This is a genomic window from Streptomyces sp. NPDC024698, from assembly GCF_055559015.1.
The window spans coordinates 79,298-96,084 of the sequence record NZ_JBVHLK010000010.1; the positions used below are offsets into that span (position 1 = coordinate 79,298).

A 16,787-nucleotide genomic window follows, 5' to 3' on the forward strand; every position below is an offset into this window, starting at 1 on the left:
GAACCGCCGGGTTCGGGGTACCCGGTCGCCGAGCGATGGCCGGAGCACACCGATGTGCCCCGGCCCGAGCAGGAACACGGGCAGGAGGTGATGACCGTGCCGGACGTACGGACACGGTCCGACGCATCGGCCGAGCCGAGCCGGGAGACCGGGCCGGATCAGGTGGGTGAGCTGGTCCAGCGCGCCTCGCAGCAGCTCACCGAACTGGTGCGAGGCGAACTCCGGCTGGCGCAGGCGGAGATGAAGGAGAAGGGCAGGCGCTACGGGAAGAGCGGAGGCCTGTTCGGCGGCGCGGGAGTGGTCGGGTTCCTGATGCTACAGGCACTCGTGGCCACCGCGATCGCCGCGCTGGCGGTTCCGCTTCCGGTGTGGGCCGCGGCCCTGATCGTCACCGTGGCACTGGGAGTCGTCGCCGCGCTCATGGCGCTCACGGGCAAGCGGCAGGCAGGCCGCGCGGCACCGCCCAGGCCGGAGCAGACGATCGAGAACGTGAAGGCCGATGTCGCCGAGATCAAGAGGAGTGCCCACCGATGAGCGAACCGTCCGACGGCCGGCACACGGCCACGACCCCGGCAGAGTTGCGTGAAGAGGTCGAGCGGACCCGCGCCGAGCTGGGAGCGACCGTCCAGGCGCTCGCCGACAAGACCGATGTGAAAGCCCGCGCCAAGGAGAAGGGCGCCGAGGTCAAGGAGAAGACCGTGGAGGTCACCGAGCAGGCCAGGGAGAAGACCGCCGTCGTGGCGGAGCAGGCCCTGGCCAGGGCGGAGGAGCTGAGGACCGCGGCGGCCAAGGCCGCTCACGCGGTCCAGGACAAGGTCCCCGACCCCGTCAAGGACAGGGCGGCCCAGGCCGCGGGCCAACTGCGGAGCAGGGCCGCGCAGGCCGGTGGTGTGTGGCAGGAGAAGGCACCGGAACCGCTGCGCCGGCAGACGGCCCAGGGCATTCGCCTGGTACGTGAGAACCGCACGCTGGTCCTGGCCGCAGCGGGCACCGCGGTGATCGTCTGGCTGACGGTCCGCCACCGCAAGGGATGAACGAGCGCGGCGCGGAGTGCCGTCGGACGGTGAGAGGGCGCGTCCGCGCGATGCCGTGACGTGGTGAGACCGGGCGCGCTCGCGGAACACCGCCGCCCGGTCCGGCCCACGCCGCCGGCCGGCGTCCGAGGGAAGTCCCCGGCCGTCACGGCACGGGGACTTCCTCCGTTCCGCGAGGACGCGCAGGGCGAGCCGGAGGCCCACGGGGAACTGCCCCTGAAACACGGCCTGGTGTGGTTCACGGACCGGACCAGGGGCCGTAGGGACTCAATTCCCTGTGAACCGTGAACCCGCGGACCATCGGGGGTACCCGTGTCCACGCACAGGCCACGTCCAGGAAGGGGAGCGCCATGCCCGCGGGATCGAGCAAGAAGCGTGAGCGGCAGTACGAACACATCAAGGAGAGCGCACAGGACCGCGGGGAGCCGGAGAGCCGCGCCGAGGAGATCGCGGCGCGCACGGTGAACAAGGAGCGGGCCAGGGCGGGCGAGTCCGAGACGGCGGGCAAGGCGTCGCTGCGCGACCCCAAGTCGGCCTCGCAGCGGGGTGGTGAGCGTTCGCACTCCGGCGCCCAGGGCCCCACCAAGGACCAGTTGTACCAAGAGGCCAGGAAACGCGATGTCCATGGACGCTCGTCCATGAGCAAGCAGCAGCTGAAGAACGCGCTGGGCCGCTGAGCGCCGGGCCGTCAGGACAGGGACTGCCGATGCGGGGCGAAGGCCGGGACGACGGACGCGACGAATCACCCGAGGAACGGGCCGACCGGAAATGGGGTGACCTGCTCCAGGAGATCCGCGTGGCGCAGACGGGCGTGCAGATCCTGTTCGGCTTCCTGCTGACCGTGGTGTTCCAGCCGGGCTACCGGCGGCTGTCGGACGCGGACCGGACGCTGTACATGGTCACGATCGTCCTCGGGGCCACGGCCATCGGCGCGCTGGTCGCCCCCGTGGCCTTCCATCGCATCGTGACGGGCCGCTTCATCAAGCCGGAGGCCGTCGTGTGGGCGTCCAGGCTGACCCTGCTGGGCCTGACGCTCCTGCTGCTCACCATGACCTCCTCCCTCCTGCTGGTGCTGCGCACGGCCACGGACGACGACGCGTATGTGCCCTGGATCGTCGCGGGCGTGGCCGGGCTGTACGTCCTGTGGTGGTTCGTCATCCCCATTGCCCTCCGGATGCGTGCGGGCCGTACCACCCCTGCCTCCGACGTGGACGACGGCGAGGCGGACTGACCCTGGGGTGTCTCCGTACGCGCCCGGGGCGGGACGGCCTGCCCGGCCGTCCCGCCCCGGTGGCAGCCCGGTCGCGTGGCGTCCGCGACCGCGTGGGGCGCTGTGTCGTCAGCGGTTGCGGATGGCGCTGGTGGTGAAGAACCCGGTGGCGGCGGCGGCGACGAGAGCACAGACGGAAAACAGCATGGTTCGACGCACGGGACGTCCTCTCTGACTGATCGTGAGTTGGCACCCTGCACAACGCCGGTCATGCCGTCGGGGGCTCGCCGCCGCCCCATACGCCACCCGCATGGACGCGATGGCGGGCCGCCCGGCGTGGATCGCCGGGGGCACGACCCGTGCGCCGGCGCCCGCCCGCGTCAGCGGACGCGTGCCACCGCCGTGTAGATCCCGCTGTTCTCCGACGCCGGCGCCTCGTCCGACTTGAACCAGTCCGTCGCCGTCACCAGACCGGGGTCGACCAGGTCGAGGCCCTCGAAGAAGCGCTCCACCTCCGCCCGGGTACGGAAGCCGAGCTGGATGCCGCCCTTCGCGTACTCGGCGGTGACCTGCGCGGACAGCTCCGGGTACACGTCGGAGGAGGCGTGCGACAACACCAGGTAACTGCCCGAGGGCAGCGTGGCGACCAGATTGCGGACGATGGAGTGCGCGTCCTGCTCGTCCGGGATGAAGTGCATCAGCGCGATCAGCGACAGCGCGATCGGACGGCTGAAGTCCAGGACGTGCCGGGCGTGTTCGACGATCTCCTGCGCCTGCCGCACATCGGCCTGGATGTAGTCCGTGACCCCCTCGGGCCGGCTGACCAGGAGCGCCTCGGCGTGACGCAGCACGATCGGGTCGTTGTCGGTGTAGACGACCTTCGCCGCCGGCGCGATCGCCTGGACGATCTGGTGCAGGTTCGGCTGGGTGGGAATCCCGGTGCCGATGTCCAGGAACTGGTCGATGCCCTGCTGGGCCAGCCACGCGGACGCCCGGTGCATGAACTCCCGGTTCTGCCGGGCCGCGTCCCTCGCCTCGGGCGGCAGCTTCTCCGCCACGGCCTCGTCGACCGGGTAGTTGTCCTTGCCGCCCAACAACCAGTCGTAGACCCGCGCGGGATGCGCCTTGCTGGTGTCGAGCGGCGGAAACGACTGTCGGTCGATCGTCATGGCTAGCTCCCATCGCACCACGGAAACGCGGCAGGCCAAATGTTCGATCATCCTACTCGGATCGGCCATGTGGACGGCGCGATACGGGAGTTGAGCGGGCGCCGATCCCGACACCGAGGACGAGACGACTCCCCGGACACCGGACCGCGTGCCGACCCGGGGCGGGCTCCGGCCCACGGGCCGCGTGGCCGGCGCGGGCCGGTTCCGGTTGCGGGGCCCCGCGCGCGCCCGCACGCTGGCTGGGAGGAGTGACCCGTGACAGGGGATGGTCGTCGTGAGCGGATCCGCACGCCGGACGACGAGACTGTTCTCCCGCCGGGACCGCGCGGTCATCGCCGCCGCCTCCATCGCGATGCTGCTGGTGGAGCTGGACTGGTTCGCGCTCAACCTCATGCTGCCGGTGATCGCCCGCGACTTCGGGACGCCCTCCACGAACCTCCAGTGGCTGGTGAGCGGCTACATGCTGACCCTCGGCGCCCTGATGATCGTCGGCGGGCGGGCCGCCGACCTCTACGGCCGAAGACGAGTCGTCGTCATCGGCCTGACGGGCTTCGCCGGGATGTCGGTGGTGTGCAGCGCCGCCCAGAACGCGACCTGGCTGACCGTGGGACGCGTGGTCCAGGGGATGACGGCGGCCCTCGTCCTGCCGATCGCGGTGGCGGTGGTGACCGCGCACTTCCGTGACGGCCGCCAGGGCCGGGCGGTCGGCACGGTTCTCGCGTTCAGCGCCATCGGTACCGCGCTGGGGCCCTTCGTCGGCGGGACCTTCGCCGAGCTCGTCAGCTGGCGCGCGGTCTTCCTGCTGAACGTGCCGTTCTGCTTGCTGGCCGTACTGCTGATGCTGCGGTACGTGACGGAGTCGCGGGACGAGGGGGCCGCGCGGGGGATGGATCTGCCGGGCGCGGTCGCGCTGGCCGGAGGTCTGACCGCCGGGATGCTCGCCGTCGACCAGGGATCGAGCTGGGGCTGGGACTCCGCGGCCACCGTGCTGTGCTTCGCCCTGGGCGCGCTCCTGCTGGGCCTGTTCGTGGTGATCGAGCGGCGGGCCCGGGAACCGCTGATCGACCTGTCGCTGCTGCGCAACCGGCCGTTCGTGACCGTGACGGTCGCCGGAACGGTGTCGAACATCGTGTACTGCCTCGTCGCGGTGCTGGCGGCCCTGTATCTGCAACAGGCACGCGGGCTGTCGCCGCTGGACTCGGGCGTGGTCTTCCTCGCGCTGTCGGCGGGCGTCGGCGCGGCGAGCTACTGGTCGGGTCATCTGGCGCGCCGGTGGCGCGCGGAGGTCCTGATGGCCGTGGGGCTGCTGCTGAGCGGGGTGGCGCTCGCGGCGCTGACCTGGGCGCGTCCGCTGCCCCTGTACGCCGCCGTGTTCGCGGTGGTGGGAGCGGGTGTCGGCCTCGGCTGGGCGCTGACCAACGCGGCGACCCAGTCGTACGTGCCCGCCGGGCGGCTGGCGGCGGCCTCGGGGCTGGTGCTCACCTCCCTGGTGCTGTGGGGCGCGGTGGCCGTGACGGTGGCCGCGACCGTCCTGGAGGAGATCAGCGGATCCGCCGGTGTCGCGGCGTCCGACGGCTCGGCGATCGACCTCGTGCTGCGGGTGGTGGCCCTGCTCGCCGTGGCCGGTGCCGCGGTGCTGGTTCCGCTCGTCCGCTCCGGTGCGGGAACGCCCGGGGGAGAGGCCGCGGCGACGCCCAAGGAGGTCGACGCGGCTCCGCGCACCCGCTCGTAGCACCTCGGTCGCGAGGCCGCGGAACCTCGGGGCGGGCCCGTGAAATGGGGGCGACACGACGGCGCACGCGCTGCTAGCTTTCACGCGACCGTGACACCGCCCGAGGAGGTGAGACCCATGAACGCTGTACCGAAGTGGGTGCTCCCCCTCTCCATCACGGCCGGCCGACCGACATAGGTGTCGCCGGGAGCGCCTCGACCACCAGGCACTCCCGAAAGGCAACACCTCATGCATTCTTTTCAGTTCACCGGTCGGTCGTCGTCGGACGGCATGATCGAGCGCGACTTCGTCGTGGACGGGGTCCCCGGCGTCCTCTGGTCGCCGCCCTCCGCCGCCGATCGCGCACCCCTGGTGCTCATGGGGCACGGCGGCGGTACGCACAAAAAGGCGCCGGCCATGGCGGGCCGCGCACGTCTCCTGGTGACGGGCCCCGGTTTCCACGTCGCCGTCATCGACGCCCCCGGTCACGGGGACCGGCCCCGCACGGAGCACGACGAGCGGGAGATCGCCGCGCTGTACCGGGCGAGGGCGCAGGGCGAGCCCGAAGGGCCGATCGTCGTCCGCTACAACGACCATCTTGCGCGGCTCGCCGTGCCCGAGTGGCGGGCGACCCTGGACGCCCTCCAGGAACTCCCCGAGATCGGCGCGGACGGGCCGGTCGGCTACTTCGGCATCAACATGGGAACCGCGATCGGAGTGCCGCTCGTGGCGGCCGAACCCCGGATCACGGCCGCGGTCTTCGGCCAGCACTGGCCCGACGTCCTGGCCGAGAAGGCGAAGGAGATCACCGTCCCGGTCGAGTTCGCCGTGCAGTGGGACGACGAGCACATCCCCCGCGCGGCCGCGCTCGCCCTGTTCGACGCCTTCGCCTCGAAGGAGAAGACGCTGCACGCCAACTCGGGCAGGCACAAGGAACTGCCCCGGTTCGAAGCCGACAGCGCGGTCCGCTTCCTCGCCCGCCATCTGAGCCGCGCCGGCTCCCAGCGCTAGCCTGAAGCGACGGTTCTCGGCGCCCGACCCGACGATCGGGCGCCGGCACCGGCCGGTTTTCCGCCGCGGAAGGGCAGGTTAGGGCCTCCCGAGTCGTGTTTTGAACTGCGCTTTACACATGAAGTGCAACCGCGGACCGGCGTCCGCAGTCCAAAAGAGCAGTGAGGCAGGCACGATTGTGAGCCGGGGTAAAAGTGAAGCGACGTAGCGGGATATCGATGGCACTCGTCATGGTGGGGGTGCTGGCGGGGGCCAGCGCCTGTGGCGGGGGTACACCGAAGGCGAGTTCAGACGACGGAAAGGCCGGGTCGGGCAAGCCCACGGCCAGCGTGAAGCCGTCACCATCGAAGCCCGCCGGGCCGCCGATGCTGCTGGAGACCATCACGCCGCAGACCGGCGCCACGGTCGGCGTCGCGATGCCGATCTCGGTGATCTTCACCAATCCGGTGGGCCAGAAGGCCCGCGCCGACATCGAGAAGCACATGAAGGTCACCAGCTCCCAGCCGATGACCGGCGCGTGGCACTGGTTCGGCGACCGCCGCGCCGACTGGCGGCCCAAGTCGTACTGGGCGACCGGCACCAAGGTGAAGGTGACCGCCGACCTGAAGGGCGTCACCAACGGCAACGGCCGCTACGGCACGCGTTCCTACGTGCACGACTTCACCGTCGGCGACGACGTCCGCGCGGATGTCTCCGTCACGGGTCACACGATGAAGGTCACGAAGAACGGCGCGCCCGTACGGACGCTGTCGATCAACGCGGGAAGCGCCGAATACCCCACGTGGAACGGTGTGATGGCGGTGATCGACAAGGCGAAGACGGTCCACATGACCTCGTGCAGCGTCGGCATCAGCTGCACCAAGGGCGCCCCCAACTACTACGACCTGACGCTTCCCTGGGACGTCCACCTGACCCAGTCCGGGACGTACGTCCACTACTCGACCGGTGACCCGAACCCGGGCAGCGGCAGCGCCCGCGGCTCGCACGGCTGCGTCCACCTGTCGATGTCCGACGCCGAGTGGTTCTACAACCAGGTCAAGCAGGGCGACCCGGTGTCCGTCACCGGCTCCCCGCGCGCGAAGGCCTCGGCGGACAACGGCTTCGCCTCCTTCAACCTGAGCTGGGACCAGTGGCTGGCCGGCAGCGCCGCCGGCGAGAGCACCGCGGGCTGACGCACCGCGGGCCGCGCCCCGGGGCGCGGCCGGGCCGGGTGATCAGAAGAGCATGGCCAGATCACCCGGCCGCACCCGGGCCGTGAGGGGGAGGGTGGCCTCGACCTCCCCGTCCGCGCCGTAGGGCACGGGCCGGTCGGCCTCGATGTGGATCTCCCGGCCCCGCAGGATCACCACTTCGGGCCGGGCCACGTGCGCACCGGTCTTCAGCTCGTTCATGAGCGTGAAGAACAGCCGGCGCGGCGCCTGGCGGATCATGACGATGTCCAGCAGTCCGTCGTCCGTCAGGGCCAGCGGGGCGATGATGCGCCCCGAGCCGTAGTAGGCGGAGTTCGCGGCCACGACCGTGTAGCCCCGGTGGAAGTGCTCCTCCCCGTCGACGGTGACGCGGTACGACACCGGACGCCAGCCGGTGACCGCGCGCAGACCTCCGGCGTAGTACGAAGCGGCCCCGCGCAGCACGCGGGCCTGGTTGGCGTGCTGGTTGGCGAGCGCGTCGACTCCGGCGTACACGCTGCCGAGCACGACGGTGCGCGCGTGCACCGCCGATTCCACCTCGATCGTGTCGACGCGGCGGGGCTCGTGGCGCAGCAGCACGCGGGTCAGGTCCGCGGCGGCGGTGGGCAGCCGCAGCGCGCGGGCGAAGTCGTTGCCGCGGCCCGCGGGGATCAGGCCGAGGACGGTGTCCGTCCCGCTGAGGGCGCCGCCGATCCCGCCCGCGATCCCGTCGCCGCCCACGGCCAGGACGACCCTGCCCCGTTCCCCGGCGCGCAGCGCGAGTTCCTGCGCGTGGGCCAGGCTGCGGCTGTACTCGGTCTCCAGTCCGGCTCCGGCCTCCCGCAGCAGGCGGGCGACCGGGAGCAGCGCGGCCGCCCCGGTGGAGCCGCCCGCGGTGGGATTGACGACGGCCGTGAACTGTCGCATCGGTGTGCCTCCGGGCAGTGAAGTCGGGGAGCGGAACGGAGCCGGACGGGGCTGAGCGGGGCGGAAGCCGGGGCGGCGGCGGTGCCGGGGCCGCGGCTTCCGCGGGACGGGCGCGGCCGGGTCAGTCGAGGGGCAGCAGGATCCCCGGGTTCAGCACGCCGTCGGGGTCAAGCCGCCGCTTGACGGCCCGCAGGGCCTCGATGCCCAGGGGGCCGACCTCGCGGAGGTACCCGGCGCGGTGGTCGGTGCCCACTCCGTGGTGGTGGCTGATGGTTCCGCCCGCGTTCAGCACGGCCTGGTTGGCGGCTTCCTTCGCCGGTGCCCAGTGGGCCACGGGGTCCTCGCCCTGCGCCGAGACCACCGTGAAGTAGAGCGAGGCGCCGTTCTCGTAGACGTGCGAGATGTGGCACATGACCAGGGGCGGGGTTCCCGCGGCGGTGAGCGTCTCGGTCAGGGCGGTGCGCACGGCGGCGTAGAGCTCGGGAACGCGTGACCAGAAGGTCGCCGTCTCCAGGGTCTCGGCGAACGCCCCGGCGTCGAGCAGCGCGTCGCGCAGATACGGCGCCGAGTAGCGGCCGTGCGCCCAGCGTTCACCGGGCTCGGCGCCCAGGTAGGTGCCTCCGGCGGCGCGCAGGACGGCGGCGGCCTCCTCGCGGCGGCGCGCGGTGTCCTCCTCGGTTCCCTCGTACCCGGCGATCGCCGTGCACCCGGCGCTCGCCGTGGCCTCGGCCGAACCGATGGCGTCGGGCTGGGCCAGGCCGACGAAGGTCTCGGTCTCGTCGGACAGCCGCAGCACGGTGGGGCGCGGTCCGTCCTGGGCGAGCCGGCGCAGAGCGGTGGCGCCCTCCTCGAACGAGGCGAACCGCCAGCCCTCGTAGACGCGCATGCGCGGCAGCGGCCTGATCCGCACGGTGACGGAGGTGATGACCCCGAAGGCGCCCTCGGAGCCGAGGATCAGCTGCCGCAGGTCGGGACCGGCCGCCGAGCGGGGGGCGCGGCCCGTGTCGAGGGTCCCCTGCGGGGTCGCGAGGGTGAGGCCGAGGACCATCTCGTCGAAGCGGCCGTATCCGGCGGAGGCCTGGCCGCTGGAGCGTGCCGCGGCGAACCCGCCGATGGTGGCCCACTCGTAGGACTGCGGGAAGTGCCCGAGCGTGAAGCCGTACTCGGCGAGGAGGGCCTCCGCGTCGGGAGCGCGCAGGCCCGGCTGGAGCGTCGCGGTCCGGGAGACGGGGTCGATGCCGAGCAGGGCGTTCATACGGCGCAGGTCGAGCGCGACGAAGGCGCCGCCCTGGGGAGCGAGGCCGCCGACGACGGAGGTGCCGCCGCCGAACGGGACGACGGCGAGGCCGTGTTCGGCGCACACACGCAGGACGGCGAGCACCTCGTCGTGGGTGGAGGGCAGGACCACCGCCGCAGGGGCGTCCCCGGCGTCGCCCGCCCGGATCCTCAGCAGATCGGGCGTGGACTTCCCCCGGGTGTGCCTGATCCGGGTCTCCGCGTCGGTGCGCACGTGCTCGGCGCCGCCGACGGCGTCCGCGAGGGCGCGCAGGACCGGGGCCGGCGGGGGCTCGGCGAGGGAGATCTCGTCGAGTGTGTGCGGGGCGGTGTCCCGCGGCTTCACACCGAGCAGATCCCGCAGCAGGCCGGTCACCGAGTCGGGCAGCGGTGCCGCCTTCGCCGGGTCGCCCCAGCCACTCCACAGCATGTCCATGAACGTAGTCCTCATCGGTCGGTTCGCGACGCGCCGGCTCCCGCACGGCCGCTCAGGGCGTTACACTGTGACACATGGCGCCCATTCGTCACAACCACTCGGACGGTGACCCCGTCCTCGACGCCGTACGCGACTGCGTCCTGGCGGTCGGAGTCCGGCGTACCACCCTGACCGACGTGGCCCGCCGCGCCGGTGTCTCGCGCATGACGCTCTACCGGCGCTGGCCCGACGTGCGCTCGCTCGTCGGTGACCTGATGACCCGTGAGTGGGTCGACGTGGCGACCCGTGCCCTGCCGGAGCCGCAGCCGGACGGGCGGACGCGGACCCTGATCGTGGACGGCCTCGTCGCCGGCGTGGAGGGCTTCCGGGCCCACCCGCTCTTCCGCAAGATCATCGACGTCGATCCCGAACTCCTGCTTCCGTACGTACTGGACCGCCGCGGCGCCAGTCAGGAAGCGCTCCTCGAACTCCTCGCCGACGCCCTGGAGCAGGGGCACGCCGACGGGTCCGTGCGGCTCGCCCCCACGCGACGCCAGGCCCGTGCCGTGCTGCTCGTGGTGCAGTCCTTCACCCTGTCGCTGCGGACGATGACCGACGAGGACGACCCCGAGCTCACGAGCACCGCCTTCCTCGACGAGCTGCGCATTCTTCTGGAGAGGACCCTCACGCCATGAGTCGCACCAGCAGTCCGTCCGGCGGTCCGTCCGGCCCGGTCTCCCCGGCGCCCGGGTCGTCGCTGTCCGCCGCCCGCCGCCGCCGTGAACTGGCCGAAGCGGTGGGCGGCGACACCGTGGACGTCCTGGTCGTCGGACTCGGCGCCACCGGCGCCGGAGTCGCCCTTGACGCGGCCGCGCGCGGCCTGAGCGTCGTCGCCGTCGACGCCCACGACCTCGCCTTCGGCACCTCGCGCTGGAGCTCCAAGCTCATCCACGGAGGACTGCGCTATCTGGCCTCGGGACAGCTCGACGTGGCCCACGAGAGCGCGGTCGAACGCGGTGTCCTCATGGAACGCACCGCCCCCCACCTCGTCCGCGCCCAGCCCTTCGTGCTGCCGCTGACCCCGCTCGTGTCACGCGGCCAGGCCTCCCTGGCCTGGGCCGGGTTCCGGGCCGGGGACACCCTGCGCCTCGCGGCCCGCACCTCACGTGCCACCCTGCCCGCGCCGCGCCGCCTCTCCGCGGTCGAGGCCCGTCACCTGGCACCGTCGGTGCGGCCCGCGGGGCTGCGCGGCGGTCTGCTGTCCTGGGACGGCAAGGTGACCGACGACGCCCGGCTCGTGACGGCGCTCGCCCGTACCGCCGCCCTCCACGGCGCGAAGATCCTCACTCGGGTCAGGGCGCTGGAGCTCGGGGGGACCGTGGTCCGCGTCCGGGACGAACTGACCGGGGAGGAGGGCGAGATCAGGGCCCGCGCGGTCGTCAACGCGTCCGGTGTGTGGGCGGGCGAGCTGGTCGAGGGCATCCGGATCCGCCCCTCGCGGGGGACCCATCTGGTGCTGCGCGCCGACCTGTTCGGGCCGATTCCCGCCGGGCTGCACATCCCGATCCCGGGGGAGAGCAACAGGTTCGTGCTCGTCCTGCCGCAGGACGACGGCCGTGTGTACGTGGGTCTGACCGACGAGCCCGTCGACGGTGACGTGCCGGACGTGCCCCAGGTGCCGGAGTCGGACGTCGGCTTCCTGCTCGACGTGGTCGGCTCCGCCCTGGACACCCCGGTCCGGCGCCAGGACGTCGTCGGCGCCTTCGCGGGGTTGCGGCCCCTGCTCGACACCGTGCCCGCCCGCTCGGGAGAGGCCGCCCGTACCTCCGACATCTCGCGCCGGCACGCCGTCCTCACCTCCGAGGACGGGGTGACCACCGTGGTCGGCGGCAAGCTCACCACCTACCGGCGGATGGCCCAGGACGCCGTCGACGCGGCGGTCGAGGCCCGGAGCCTGCGGGCCGGTCCCTCGACGACCGCCTCCCTGCCGCTGGTCGGCGCGGCCGCCCCGCACCGGCTCGGGGCGCTGGCCGCCCCCGGCCATCTGATCCGCCGCTACGGCGCCGAGGCCCCCGCGGTCCACGCCCTGGCCGCCCGGGATCCCCGGCTCGGCGAGCCCGTCGTGCCGGGACACCCCGTCACGCGGGCCGCGCTGCTGTGGGCCGTGCTGCACGAGGGTGCCCTCGACGAGTCCGACCTCCTGGACCGCCGCACCCGCATAGGCCTGATCCCGGAGGACCGTTCCGCGGCGATTCCCGCCGCCAGGGAAGCCCTCGACACGGCAGAGTCCCGCTCGACCTGACACACCCGCCGCGGGGTAGATGCCCCGCGAGGGCCACGGCCCGCCCGGCCTCCGGAGGATGGGCCCGAGCGGTGCGGACCGATGTGAGAGGCGCACACGTGTGGCTGGCCTCGGGCGGTGTTCCATGCCGGGTGTGTGTACGCGTGGCCGAGCCAGGGCGGTGATCTGTGCCGGGGTTGCACACGTGTGGCTGGCCCCGGGCGGTGATCCGTGCCAGGTGCGCACATGTGTGGCCGAGCCCGTGTGGTGTTCCGTGTCGAGGTCGCACACGCGTGGCCGAGCCCGGGCGGTGATCCGTGCCGGAGGCGTACACGTGCGGGCGAGCCCGGGGGCGCGGTCCGTGTCGGGGCGTACGCGTGACGACCCCGGGCGGGGGAAACCCCGCGGACCGGCGCGGAGCGCACCGCACCGGCCATTTGGCGGCACGCCCGTCGCGTGTCGGGCCGGACAGCGCCGTCGCCCGGCCCCCGTTCCCGAGACTGACCGCATGAGCGAAGAAGCCGGATCGCCGGTGTCGGCCGGGCGACGCGAACTCCAGCAGACCGTCGTCATGGCGACCCTCACCGTCCTGGCCGGCGCGGTCGACGCGGTCAGCTTCCTGACCATGGGCCACGTCTTCACCGCCCTGGCCACGGGCAACCTGCTCTTCCTCTCCTTCGCCGTCGCCGGTGAGGGAGACCTGCCCGTGGCCCGTCCCGCCATCGCCCTGCTCGCCTTCGTCCTGGGGGCCGCCGTCGGAGCCCTCACCACCAGCGGTCTCGTCGCCCGGCACCGGCACTGGTTCGCCGCCGCCCTGACCGTGGAAGGGGCCCTTCTGGCCCTCGCGGGTGCCACGGCGCTGTGGCGGCACGGCTCCGGCTCGCTCACCGATCACCCGGACAATCTGGTCATCGCGCTGGTCGGCTTCGCCATGGGCCTGCGCGCGGACACCGCTCTGCGCGCGGCCGTCCCGGGCATGCCGACCCTGCTGGTCCAGGTGTCCCTGGTCCGTCTCATCCACGGCCTCACCGGAGCCGTCGCGATGAGCGGGCAGCAGGGCGCGGCCCGGGGCAGACTCGTCGCGACCGTCCTCGGCATCTTCGCGGGCGGTGCCCTCGGCACCCTCATCACACCGTGGGGAACGGGCCGGGCCCTGCTCGCCATCGCCGCCGCGGTCCTGATCGTCGCGGCGCTGAACGTGCTCCTGGCGCGGTACCGCCTGCTCGCACCGGAACTCATCGGCTGAACCCACGGTGTGGCGAGCATGGAGGGCAGTCGCTCGTCCGTTGCCGGAAACCGGCAGCCCGGCGGGGGGAGGACGCTTCCAGGACCCGCCCTGCCGTCCGGTCCGTCGTGTGTGACCTAATGCTCCGGGAACAAGAGACCTGGGAGCGATGGTGCGGACGGTGGACGGGCGGGTGCCCGAGCGGATGCGGCGGGAAGGGTGGCACGCGGTGGCGTGGGCGCTGCTCGGACTGGCCCTGGCGGCGGTCGCGGTGGTGCCGAGCGCGTTCGTTCCCGGAAAGGTCGCCACCGAGGCGGCCTTCCGCGACGCCCGGCCCTGCGTGGGGCACAGCGCGGTGGGCGAGGACGGTGCGAGCTGCCTGCGCACGATCCCGGGAACGGTGCTCTCCGCCGGGAACGCCAAGAGCGGCAAGGCGACGGTCTTCCGCGTACGGCTGCGGCCTCCGGTTCCGGCACCGGCCGACCGGTCGATCGACCTCGACTCGCACGGCGATCTGTCCGAACTCATCCAGACAGGGGAGCGGGTGAACGTCACGACCTGGCGGAACGGCGTGGTCGCCGTGGGCCAGGGCGAGGTCGGCGAGCGGCTTTCGGGACTGCCGGACGACGACCCCGCCGCCTTCACCGCAGCCGCCCTGGTCCTCTGCTGGTCGGCGGTCCTGGCCTTCGTCGCCGCTTTCGGCAGCGCCCGGCGGGCCCGCCGCCTGGCCACCGGGCGCTCCGTCGTTCCCCGGGTCCCGTTCGGCAGGGCGACGGCCCTGGGCGTAGTGGTCGTGCCCTTCGCCGCGGCCTTCTGCGCCGGTCATTTCTGGGACACCTGGACGGCCGTGATCATGGGCGTGGTCCTCTGCGCCCTGGTAGCGGTACCGGCCACGATCCTCGTCCTGCGCTGGGACCGGGAGCCGACCTCGGCATCCCCGACGGACACGCAGCTGGAACCTCCGCTCACTGCTCTCAACTGACCCGGTGAGCGCAGGAGTTCAGGTCGCCACGGACCTGACTCACCGCTCGCGTCGCCAGGTCCGCCGGCGGCCCCGCGCCCTGGTGGATACCTCCTCGTACGTCAGCCGCCCCCGCAGCGCGGTTCCGAAGACGACGACGCCGACACCGACCAGCCAGGACTGGACGACGAGGACGGTGCCGAAAGGACCGTAGGAAACGGTGCTGGAGGCGATCAGGGGCGAGAAGACCCGACGCGAGAAGAACCGCGGACCGAGCAGTCCGACAGCCGTCATCACCGCGCCGGGCAGGAGGGCCTTTCCGGCGATCCGTCCGCCCAGCAGCATCATCCACTGCGACCACCAGAACAAGCTCTTCGGCATGCGGATCGATGACCACGGCCGGCGTCCCCGCCGAAAGCATCGGGACAGCCCCGCGACGCGCGGGCCCGGCCGGATGTCGAGTCCGGCCGGGCTCAAGGGGGTTGACGCGGGGTCAGCCCAGGGCGAACTTCTGGGCGGCTGCTCCGTTGCAGTCCCAGATCTGGAGCCGGGTGCCGTTGGCCGTGGCGCCGTTGGGGGAGTCGAGGCAGCGGCCCGACTGCGGGTTGATCAGGGAGCCGTCGGCCTGTTGCTGCCAGATCTGGCCGCCGGCCGTGGTGCAGTCCCACAGTTCGACCTGCGTGCCGTTGGCGGTGCCGTTGCCGTTGATGTCGAGGCAGCGGCCCAGCGTGTGCAGCCGGCCGTCCGAGCTGTGGAACCAGTGCTGGTCGACCGCGTACGACTGGCAGCCCCAGAGCTGGACGGCGGTCGCGTTGGAGCCGTTGTCGTCACCGGCCACATCCGCGCAGGTCCCGCCGGGGCCGACGACCGGTGCGCCCGCGTTGACCGAGAACCGCTGGGCGGCGGACCCGTTGCAGTCCCAGATCCGCAGGCGCGTGCCGTTGGCCGTGGCGCCGTTGGGGGAGTCCAGGCAGCGGCCCGACTGCGGGTTGAACAGCGAGCCGTCGGCGCGCTGCACCCACTTCTGGCCGCCGACCCCGTTGCAGTCCCACAGTTCGACCTGGGTGCCGTTGGCGGTGCCGTTGCCGATGATGTCCAGGCAGCGGCCGATGGTGCCGAGCGAACCGTTGCCGTTGTGCGTCCAGTACTGGTCCTCGGCGTAGGACTGGCAGTTCCACAGCTGTACGGCCGTGCCGTTGACCCCGGTGTCGTCCGCGGCGACGTCGACGCACTGGCCGCCGGGGCCGCCGATGGTCGCCTGCGGACCGTTGGGGACGTTGGTCTGGCCCGAGTAGCCCACGGAGACGATGTTCGCCTGGACGGCGTTCTCGGCCGCGTCGGTCGGATAGCCCGCGACCATGACGCCCTCGAAGAACGTCCCCATGTTCCAGTTGCTGTTGTCGCCGCCCGTGCCCAGGATGATGCCGCCCTCCTGCTGCATCGGCCGGTAGCCGCCGCGTGTCGGCAGCCCCCCGTCCCACCAGGTCGTCAGGCCTCCCGACTGCGCGTTGCCGCCCTTCAGCGCGTACGTGGTCTGTCCGTTGTTCTTGAGGACGGCCGTCACGTACGGGCTGCTGTTGCCCTTGTTCGCGGTGTTGGACCCGTTGTCGCCCTGGAACATGCCGTTCTCCAGGTCGGCCTCGATCCAGGGGCCCGAGCCGCTGCACGGGGCGAAGTAGCAGGTGGTGGCGATGGACACCGCGTCCATGTGACCGTTGCCGGTGTCGGCGGGAGTGGACTCGGCGTTGCCGTAGTCGAAGCAGCAGGCCGAGCCGACGTGGGTGCCGCTGGCGACCATGTAGGCGCCCTCCGACCGGCCGTTGACCGCGACGCCCGACGCGGCGCCGTGCGAGCGGTAGCCGACGCCGGGGGAGATCCAGATGCCGTACACCTTGTGGCCGCCCGCGGTGACGGACAGTTCACTCGCGTCCGCGCCCCGGTCGGCACCCATTCCGGCCGTGCCCGCGGGACCGGGGAACAGGTCGTTGTGGCGGGACGTCTGGTCGTACACCTTCGAGATGCTGCACGTGGTGTTCGCGCAGAAGGCGTCCTGCTGCGCGGCGTTCGCGTACCCGCCGGCGGCCAGCAGTCCGATGTCGGCGCTCGCTCCGTCGGAGACGCGGGTGACCTGGTAGAGCGGGCCGTCGTACGCCGAGAACAGCGCGCGTGTCGTGCTGTGGGCGGCGACGCACGGGGTGCCCGCGCCGGCGTAGATGTCGCAGGGCTGGGACGCCGCGGCCTGCGCGACGCCGGGCATGCCGACCAGGATCGTCACCAGGAGGCCGAGGGCCGCGGCGACGGACAGCAGGGCGCGGCGGAGCCGGGCCGCGGGTCCGGCCGCGGAGGGGGAGACGAGACATGAAGGGGCGGATCTTCTTCTGCGCACGTGTGCTCCCAAG

At 72.5% G+C, this 16,787-nt stretch carries 15 protein-coding genes and 1 pseudogene; 11 read left to right on the forward strand and 5 right to left on the reverse strand.

Annotated features, from left to right (window positions below):
• Window positions 1-162: 162 nt before the first annotated feature.
• The 4 genes from ACZ4AA_RS22995 to ACZ4AA_RS23010 all read left to right on the forward strand — a co-directional run bounded on the left by ACZ4AA_RS22995 (window position 163) and on the right by ACZ4AA_RS23010 (window position 2,265).
• On the forward strand, window positions 163-534 hold the full coding sequence (locus ACZ4AA_RS22995; RefSeq protein WP_467605944.1) for a phage holin family protein: 372 nt from the start codon (window positions 163-165) through the stop codon (window positions 532-534).
• Window positions 531-1,034 carry a DUF3618 domain-containing protein gene (locus ACZ4AA_RS23000; RefSeq protein ID WP_467605512.1) on the forward strand — a complete coding sequence of 168 codons (504 nt, stop codon included), beginning with the start codon at window positions 531-533 and terminating at the stop codon, window positions 1,032-1,034. The genes ACZ4AA_RS22995 and ACZ4AA_RS23000 overlap by 4 nt, the downstream gene beginning before the upstream one ends.
• 350 nt (window positions 1,035-1,384) lie before the next feature.
• Window positions 1,385-1,711 (forward strand): plasmid stabilization protein, encoded by a 327-nt coding sequence (locus ACZ4AA_RS23005; RefSeq protein ID WP_467605517.1) that lies wholly within the window; start codon window positions 1,385-1,387, stop codon window positions 1,709-1,711.
• Window positions 1,712-1,740: 29 nt separating this feature from the next.
• Window positions 1,741-2,265, forward strand: a complete 525-nt coding sequence (locus tag ACZ4AA_RS23010; RefSeq protein ID WP_467605522.1) for a DUF6328 family protein — start codon at window positions 1,741-1,743, stop codon at window positions 2,263-2,265.
• 359 nt (window positions 2,266-2,624) lie between these two features.
• Here ACZ4AA_RS23010 and ACZ4AA_RS23015 read toward each other — a convergent pair whose 3' ends face one another.
• Window positions 2,625-3,413: an SAM-dependent methyltransferase gene (locus ACZ4AA_RS23015; RefSeq protein ID WP_467605526.1), complete on the reverse strand. Its 789-nt coding sequence runs from the start codon at window positions 3,411-3,413 to the stop codon at window positions 2,625-2,627.
• Window positions 3,414-3,687: 274 nt separating this feature from the next.
• Here ACZ4AA_RS23015 and ACZ4AA_RS23020 point away from each other — a divergent pair, with 274 nt between their 5' ends.
• The 3 genes from ACZ4AA_RS23020 (at window position 3,688) to ACZ4AA_RS23030 (ending at window position 7,307) form a co-directional block, all read left to right on the forward strand.
• Window positions 3,688-5,145: an MFS transporter gene (locus tag ACZ4AA_RS23020; protein WP_467605530.1), complete on the forward strand. Its 1,458-nt coding sequence runs from the start codon at window positions 3,688-3,690 to the stop codon at window positions 5,143-5,145.
• A gap of 228 nt (window positions 5,146-5,373) precedes the next feature.
• Window positions 5,374-6,135 carry an alpha/beta hydrolase family protein gene (locus ACZ4AA_RS23025; RefSeq protein ID WP_467605535.1) on the forward strand — a complete coding sequence of 254 codons (762 nt, stop codon included), beginning with the start codon at window positions 5,374-5,376 and terminating at the stop codon, window positions 6,133-6,135.
• A 218-nt stretch (window positions 6,136-6,353) separates the two neighbouring features.
• Entirely contained in the window at window positions 6,354-7,307 is a 954-nt protein-coding gene (locus ACZ4AA_RS23030) for a L,D-transpeptidase (protein ID WP_467605538.1), read from the forward strand.
• Window positions 7,308-7,349: 42 nt separating this feature from the next.
• Here ACZ4AA_RS23030 and ACZ4AA_RS23035 read toward each other — a convergent pair whose 3' ends face one another.
• Complete coding sequence (locus tag ACZ4AA_RS23035) at window positions 7,350-8,231, reverse strand: diacylglycerol kinase family protein (protein ID WP_467605541.1); 882 nt, start codon at window positions 8,229-8,231, stop codon at window positions 7,350-7,352.
• A gap of 121 nt (window positions 8,232-8,352) precedes the next feature.
• Complete coding sequence (locus ACZ4AA_RS23040) at window positions 8,353-9,942, reverse strand: FAD-binding oxidoreductase (protein WP_467605545.1); 1,590 nt, start codon at window positions 9,940-9,942, stop codon at window positions 8,353-8,355.
• A 74-nt stretch (window positions 9,943-10,016) separates the two neighbouring features.
• Here ACZ4AA_RS23040 and ACZ4AA_RS23045 point away from each other — a divergent pair, with 74 nt between their 5' ends.
• The 4 genes from ACZ4AA_RS23045 to ACZ4AA_RS23060 all read left to right on the forward strand — a co-directional run bounded on the left by ACZ4AA_RS23045 (window position 10,017) and on the right by ACZ4AA_RS23060 (window position 14,409).
• Window positions 10,017-10,616: a TetR/AcrR family transcriptional regulator gene (locus ACZ4AA_RS23045; RefSeq protein ID WP_467605551.1), complete on the forward strand. Its 600-nt coding sequence runs from the start codon at window positions 10,017-10,019 to the stop codon at window positions 10,614-10,616.
• A complete protein-coding gene (locus ACZ4AA_RS23050) occupies window positions 10,613-12,223 on the forward strand; it encodes a glycerol-3-phosphate dehydrogenase/oxidase (protein ID WP_467605555.1) in 1,611 nt (536 codons plus the stop codon). Before ACZ4AA_RS23045 ends, ACZ4AA_RS23050 begins: the two co-directional genes overlap by 4 nt.
• 487 nt (window positions 12,224-12,710) lie before the next feature.
• Complete coding sequence (locus ACZ4AA_RS23055) at window positions 12,711-13,448, forward strand: YoaK family protein (protein ID WP_467605557.1); 738 nt, start codon at window positions 12,711-12,713, stop codon at window positions 13,446-13,448.
• Between the two features lie 148 nt (window positions 13,449-13,596).
• Entirely contained in the window at window positions 13,597-14,409 is an 813-nt protein-coding gene (locus ACZ4AA_RS23060; RefSeq protein WP_467605561.1) for a hypothetical protein, read from the forward strand.
• Between the two features lie 39 nt (window positions 14,410-14,448).
• Here ACZ4AA_RS23060 and ACZ4AA_RS23065 read toward each other — a convergent pair.
• A pseudogene (locus ACZ4AA_RS23065) lies at window positions 14,449-14,754 on the reverse strand (ribonuclease BN); the annotation flags it as partial.
• 127 nt (window positions 14,755-14,881) lie between these two features.
• Window positions 14,882-16,774 (reverse strand): arabinofuranosidase catalytic domain-containing protein, encoded by a 1,893-nt coding sequence (locus ACZ4AA_RS23070; RefSeq protein WP_467605564.1) that lies wholly within the window; start codon window positions 16,772-16,774, stop codon window positions 14,882-14,884.
• Between the last annotated feature and the right edge of the window lie 13 nt (window positions 16,775-16,787).

Bases quoted from the DNA above. Each gene is read 5' to 3' on its own strand.
- ACZ4AA_RS23000 (WP_467605512.1), top strand. From the start codon at position 531: ATGAGCGAACCGTCCGACGGCCGGCACACGGCCACGACCCCGGCAGAG.
- ACZ4AA_RS23005 (WP_467605517.1), top strand. From the start codon at position 1,385: ATGCCCGCGGGATCGAGCAAGAAGCGTGAGCGGCAGTACGAACACATC.
- ACZ4AA_RS23010 (WP_467605522.1), top strand. From the start codon at position 1,741: ATGCGGGGCGAAGGCCGGGACGACGGACGCGACGAATCACCCGAGGAA.
- ACZ4AA_RS23015 (WP_467605526.1), bottom strand. From the start codon at position 3,413: ATGACGATCGACCGACAGTCGTTTCCGCCGCTCGACACCAGCAAGGCG.
- ACZ4AA_RS23025 (WP_467605535.1), top strand. From the start codon at position 5,374: ATGCATTCTTTTCAGTTCACCGGTCGGTCGTCGTCGGACGGCATGATC.
- ACZ4AA_RS23030 (WP_467605538.1), top strand. From the start codon at position 6,354: ATGGCACTCGTCATGGTGGGGGTGCTGGCGGGGGCCAGCGCCTGTGGC.
- ACZ4AA_RS23035 (WP_467605541.1), bottom strand. From the start codon at position 8,231: ATGCGACAGTTCACGGCCGTCGTCAATCCCACCGCGGGCGGCTCCACC.
- ACZ4AA_RS23040 (WP_467605545.1), bottom strand. From the start codon at position 9,942: ATGGACATGCTGTGGAGTGGCTGGGGCGACCCGGCGAAGGCGGCACCG.
- ACZ4AA_RS23045 (WP_467605551.1), top strand. From the start codon at position 10,017: ATGGCGCCCATTCGTCACAACCACTCGGACGGTGACCCCGTCCTCGAC.
- ACZ4AA_RS23050 (WP_467605555.1), top strand. From the start codon at position 10,613: ATGAGTCGCACCAGCAGTCCGTCCGGCGGTCCGTCCGGCCCGGTCTCC.
- ACZ4AA_RS23055 (WP_467605557.1), top strand. From the start codon at position 12,711: ATGAGCGAAGAAGCCGGATCGCCGGTGTCGGCCGGGCGACGCGAACTC.
- ACZ4AA_RS23060 (WP_467605561.1), top strand. From the start codon at position 13,597: ATGGTGCGGACGGTGGACGGGCGGGTGCCCGAGCGGATGCGGCGGGAA.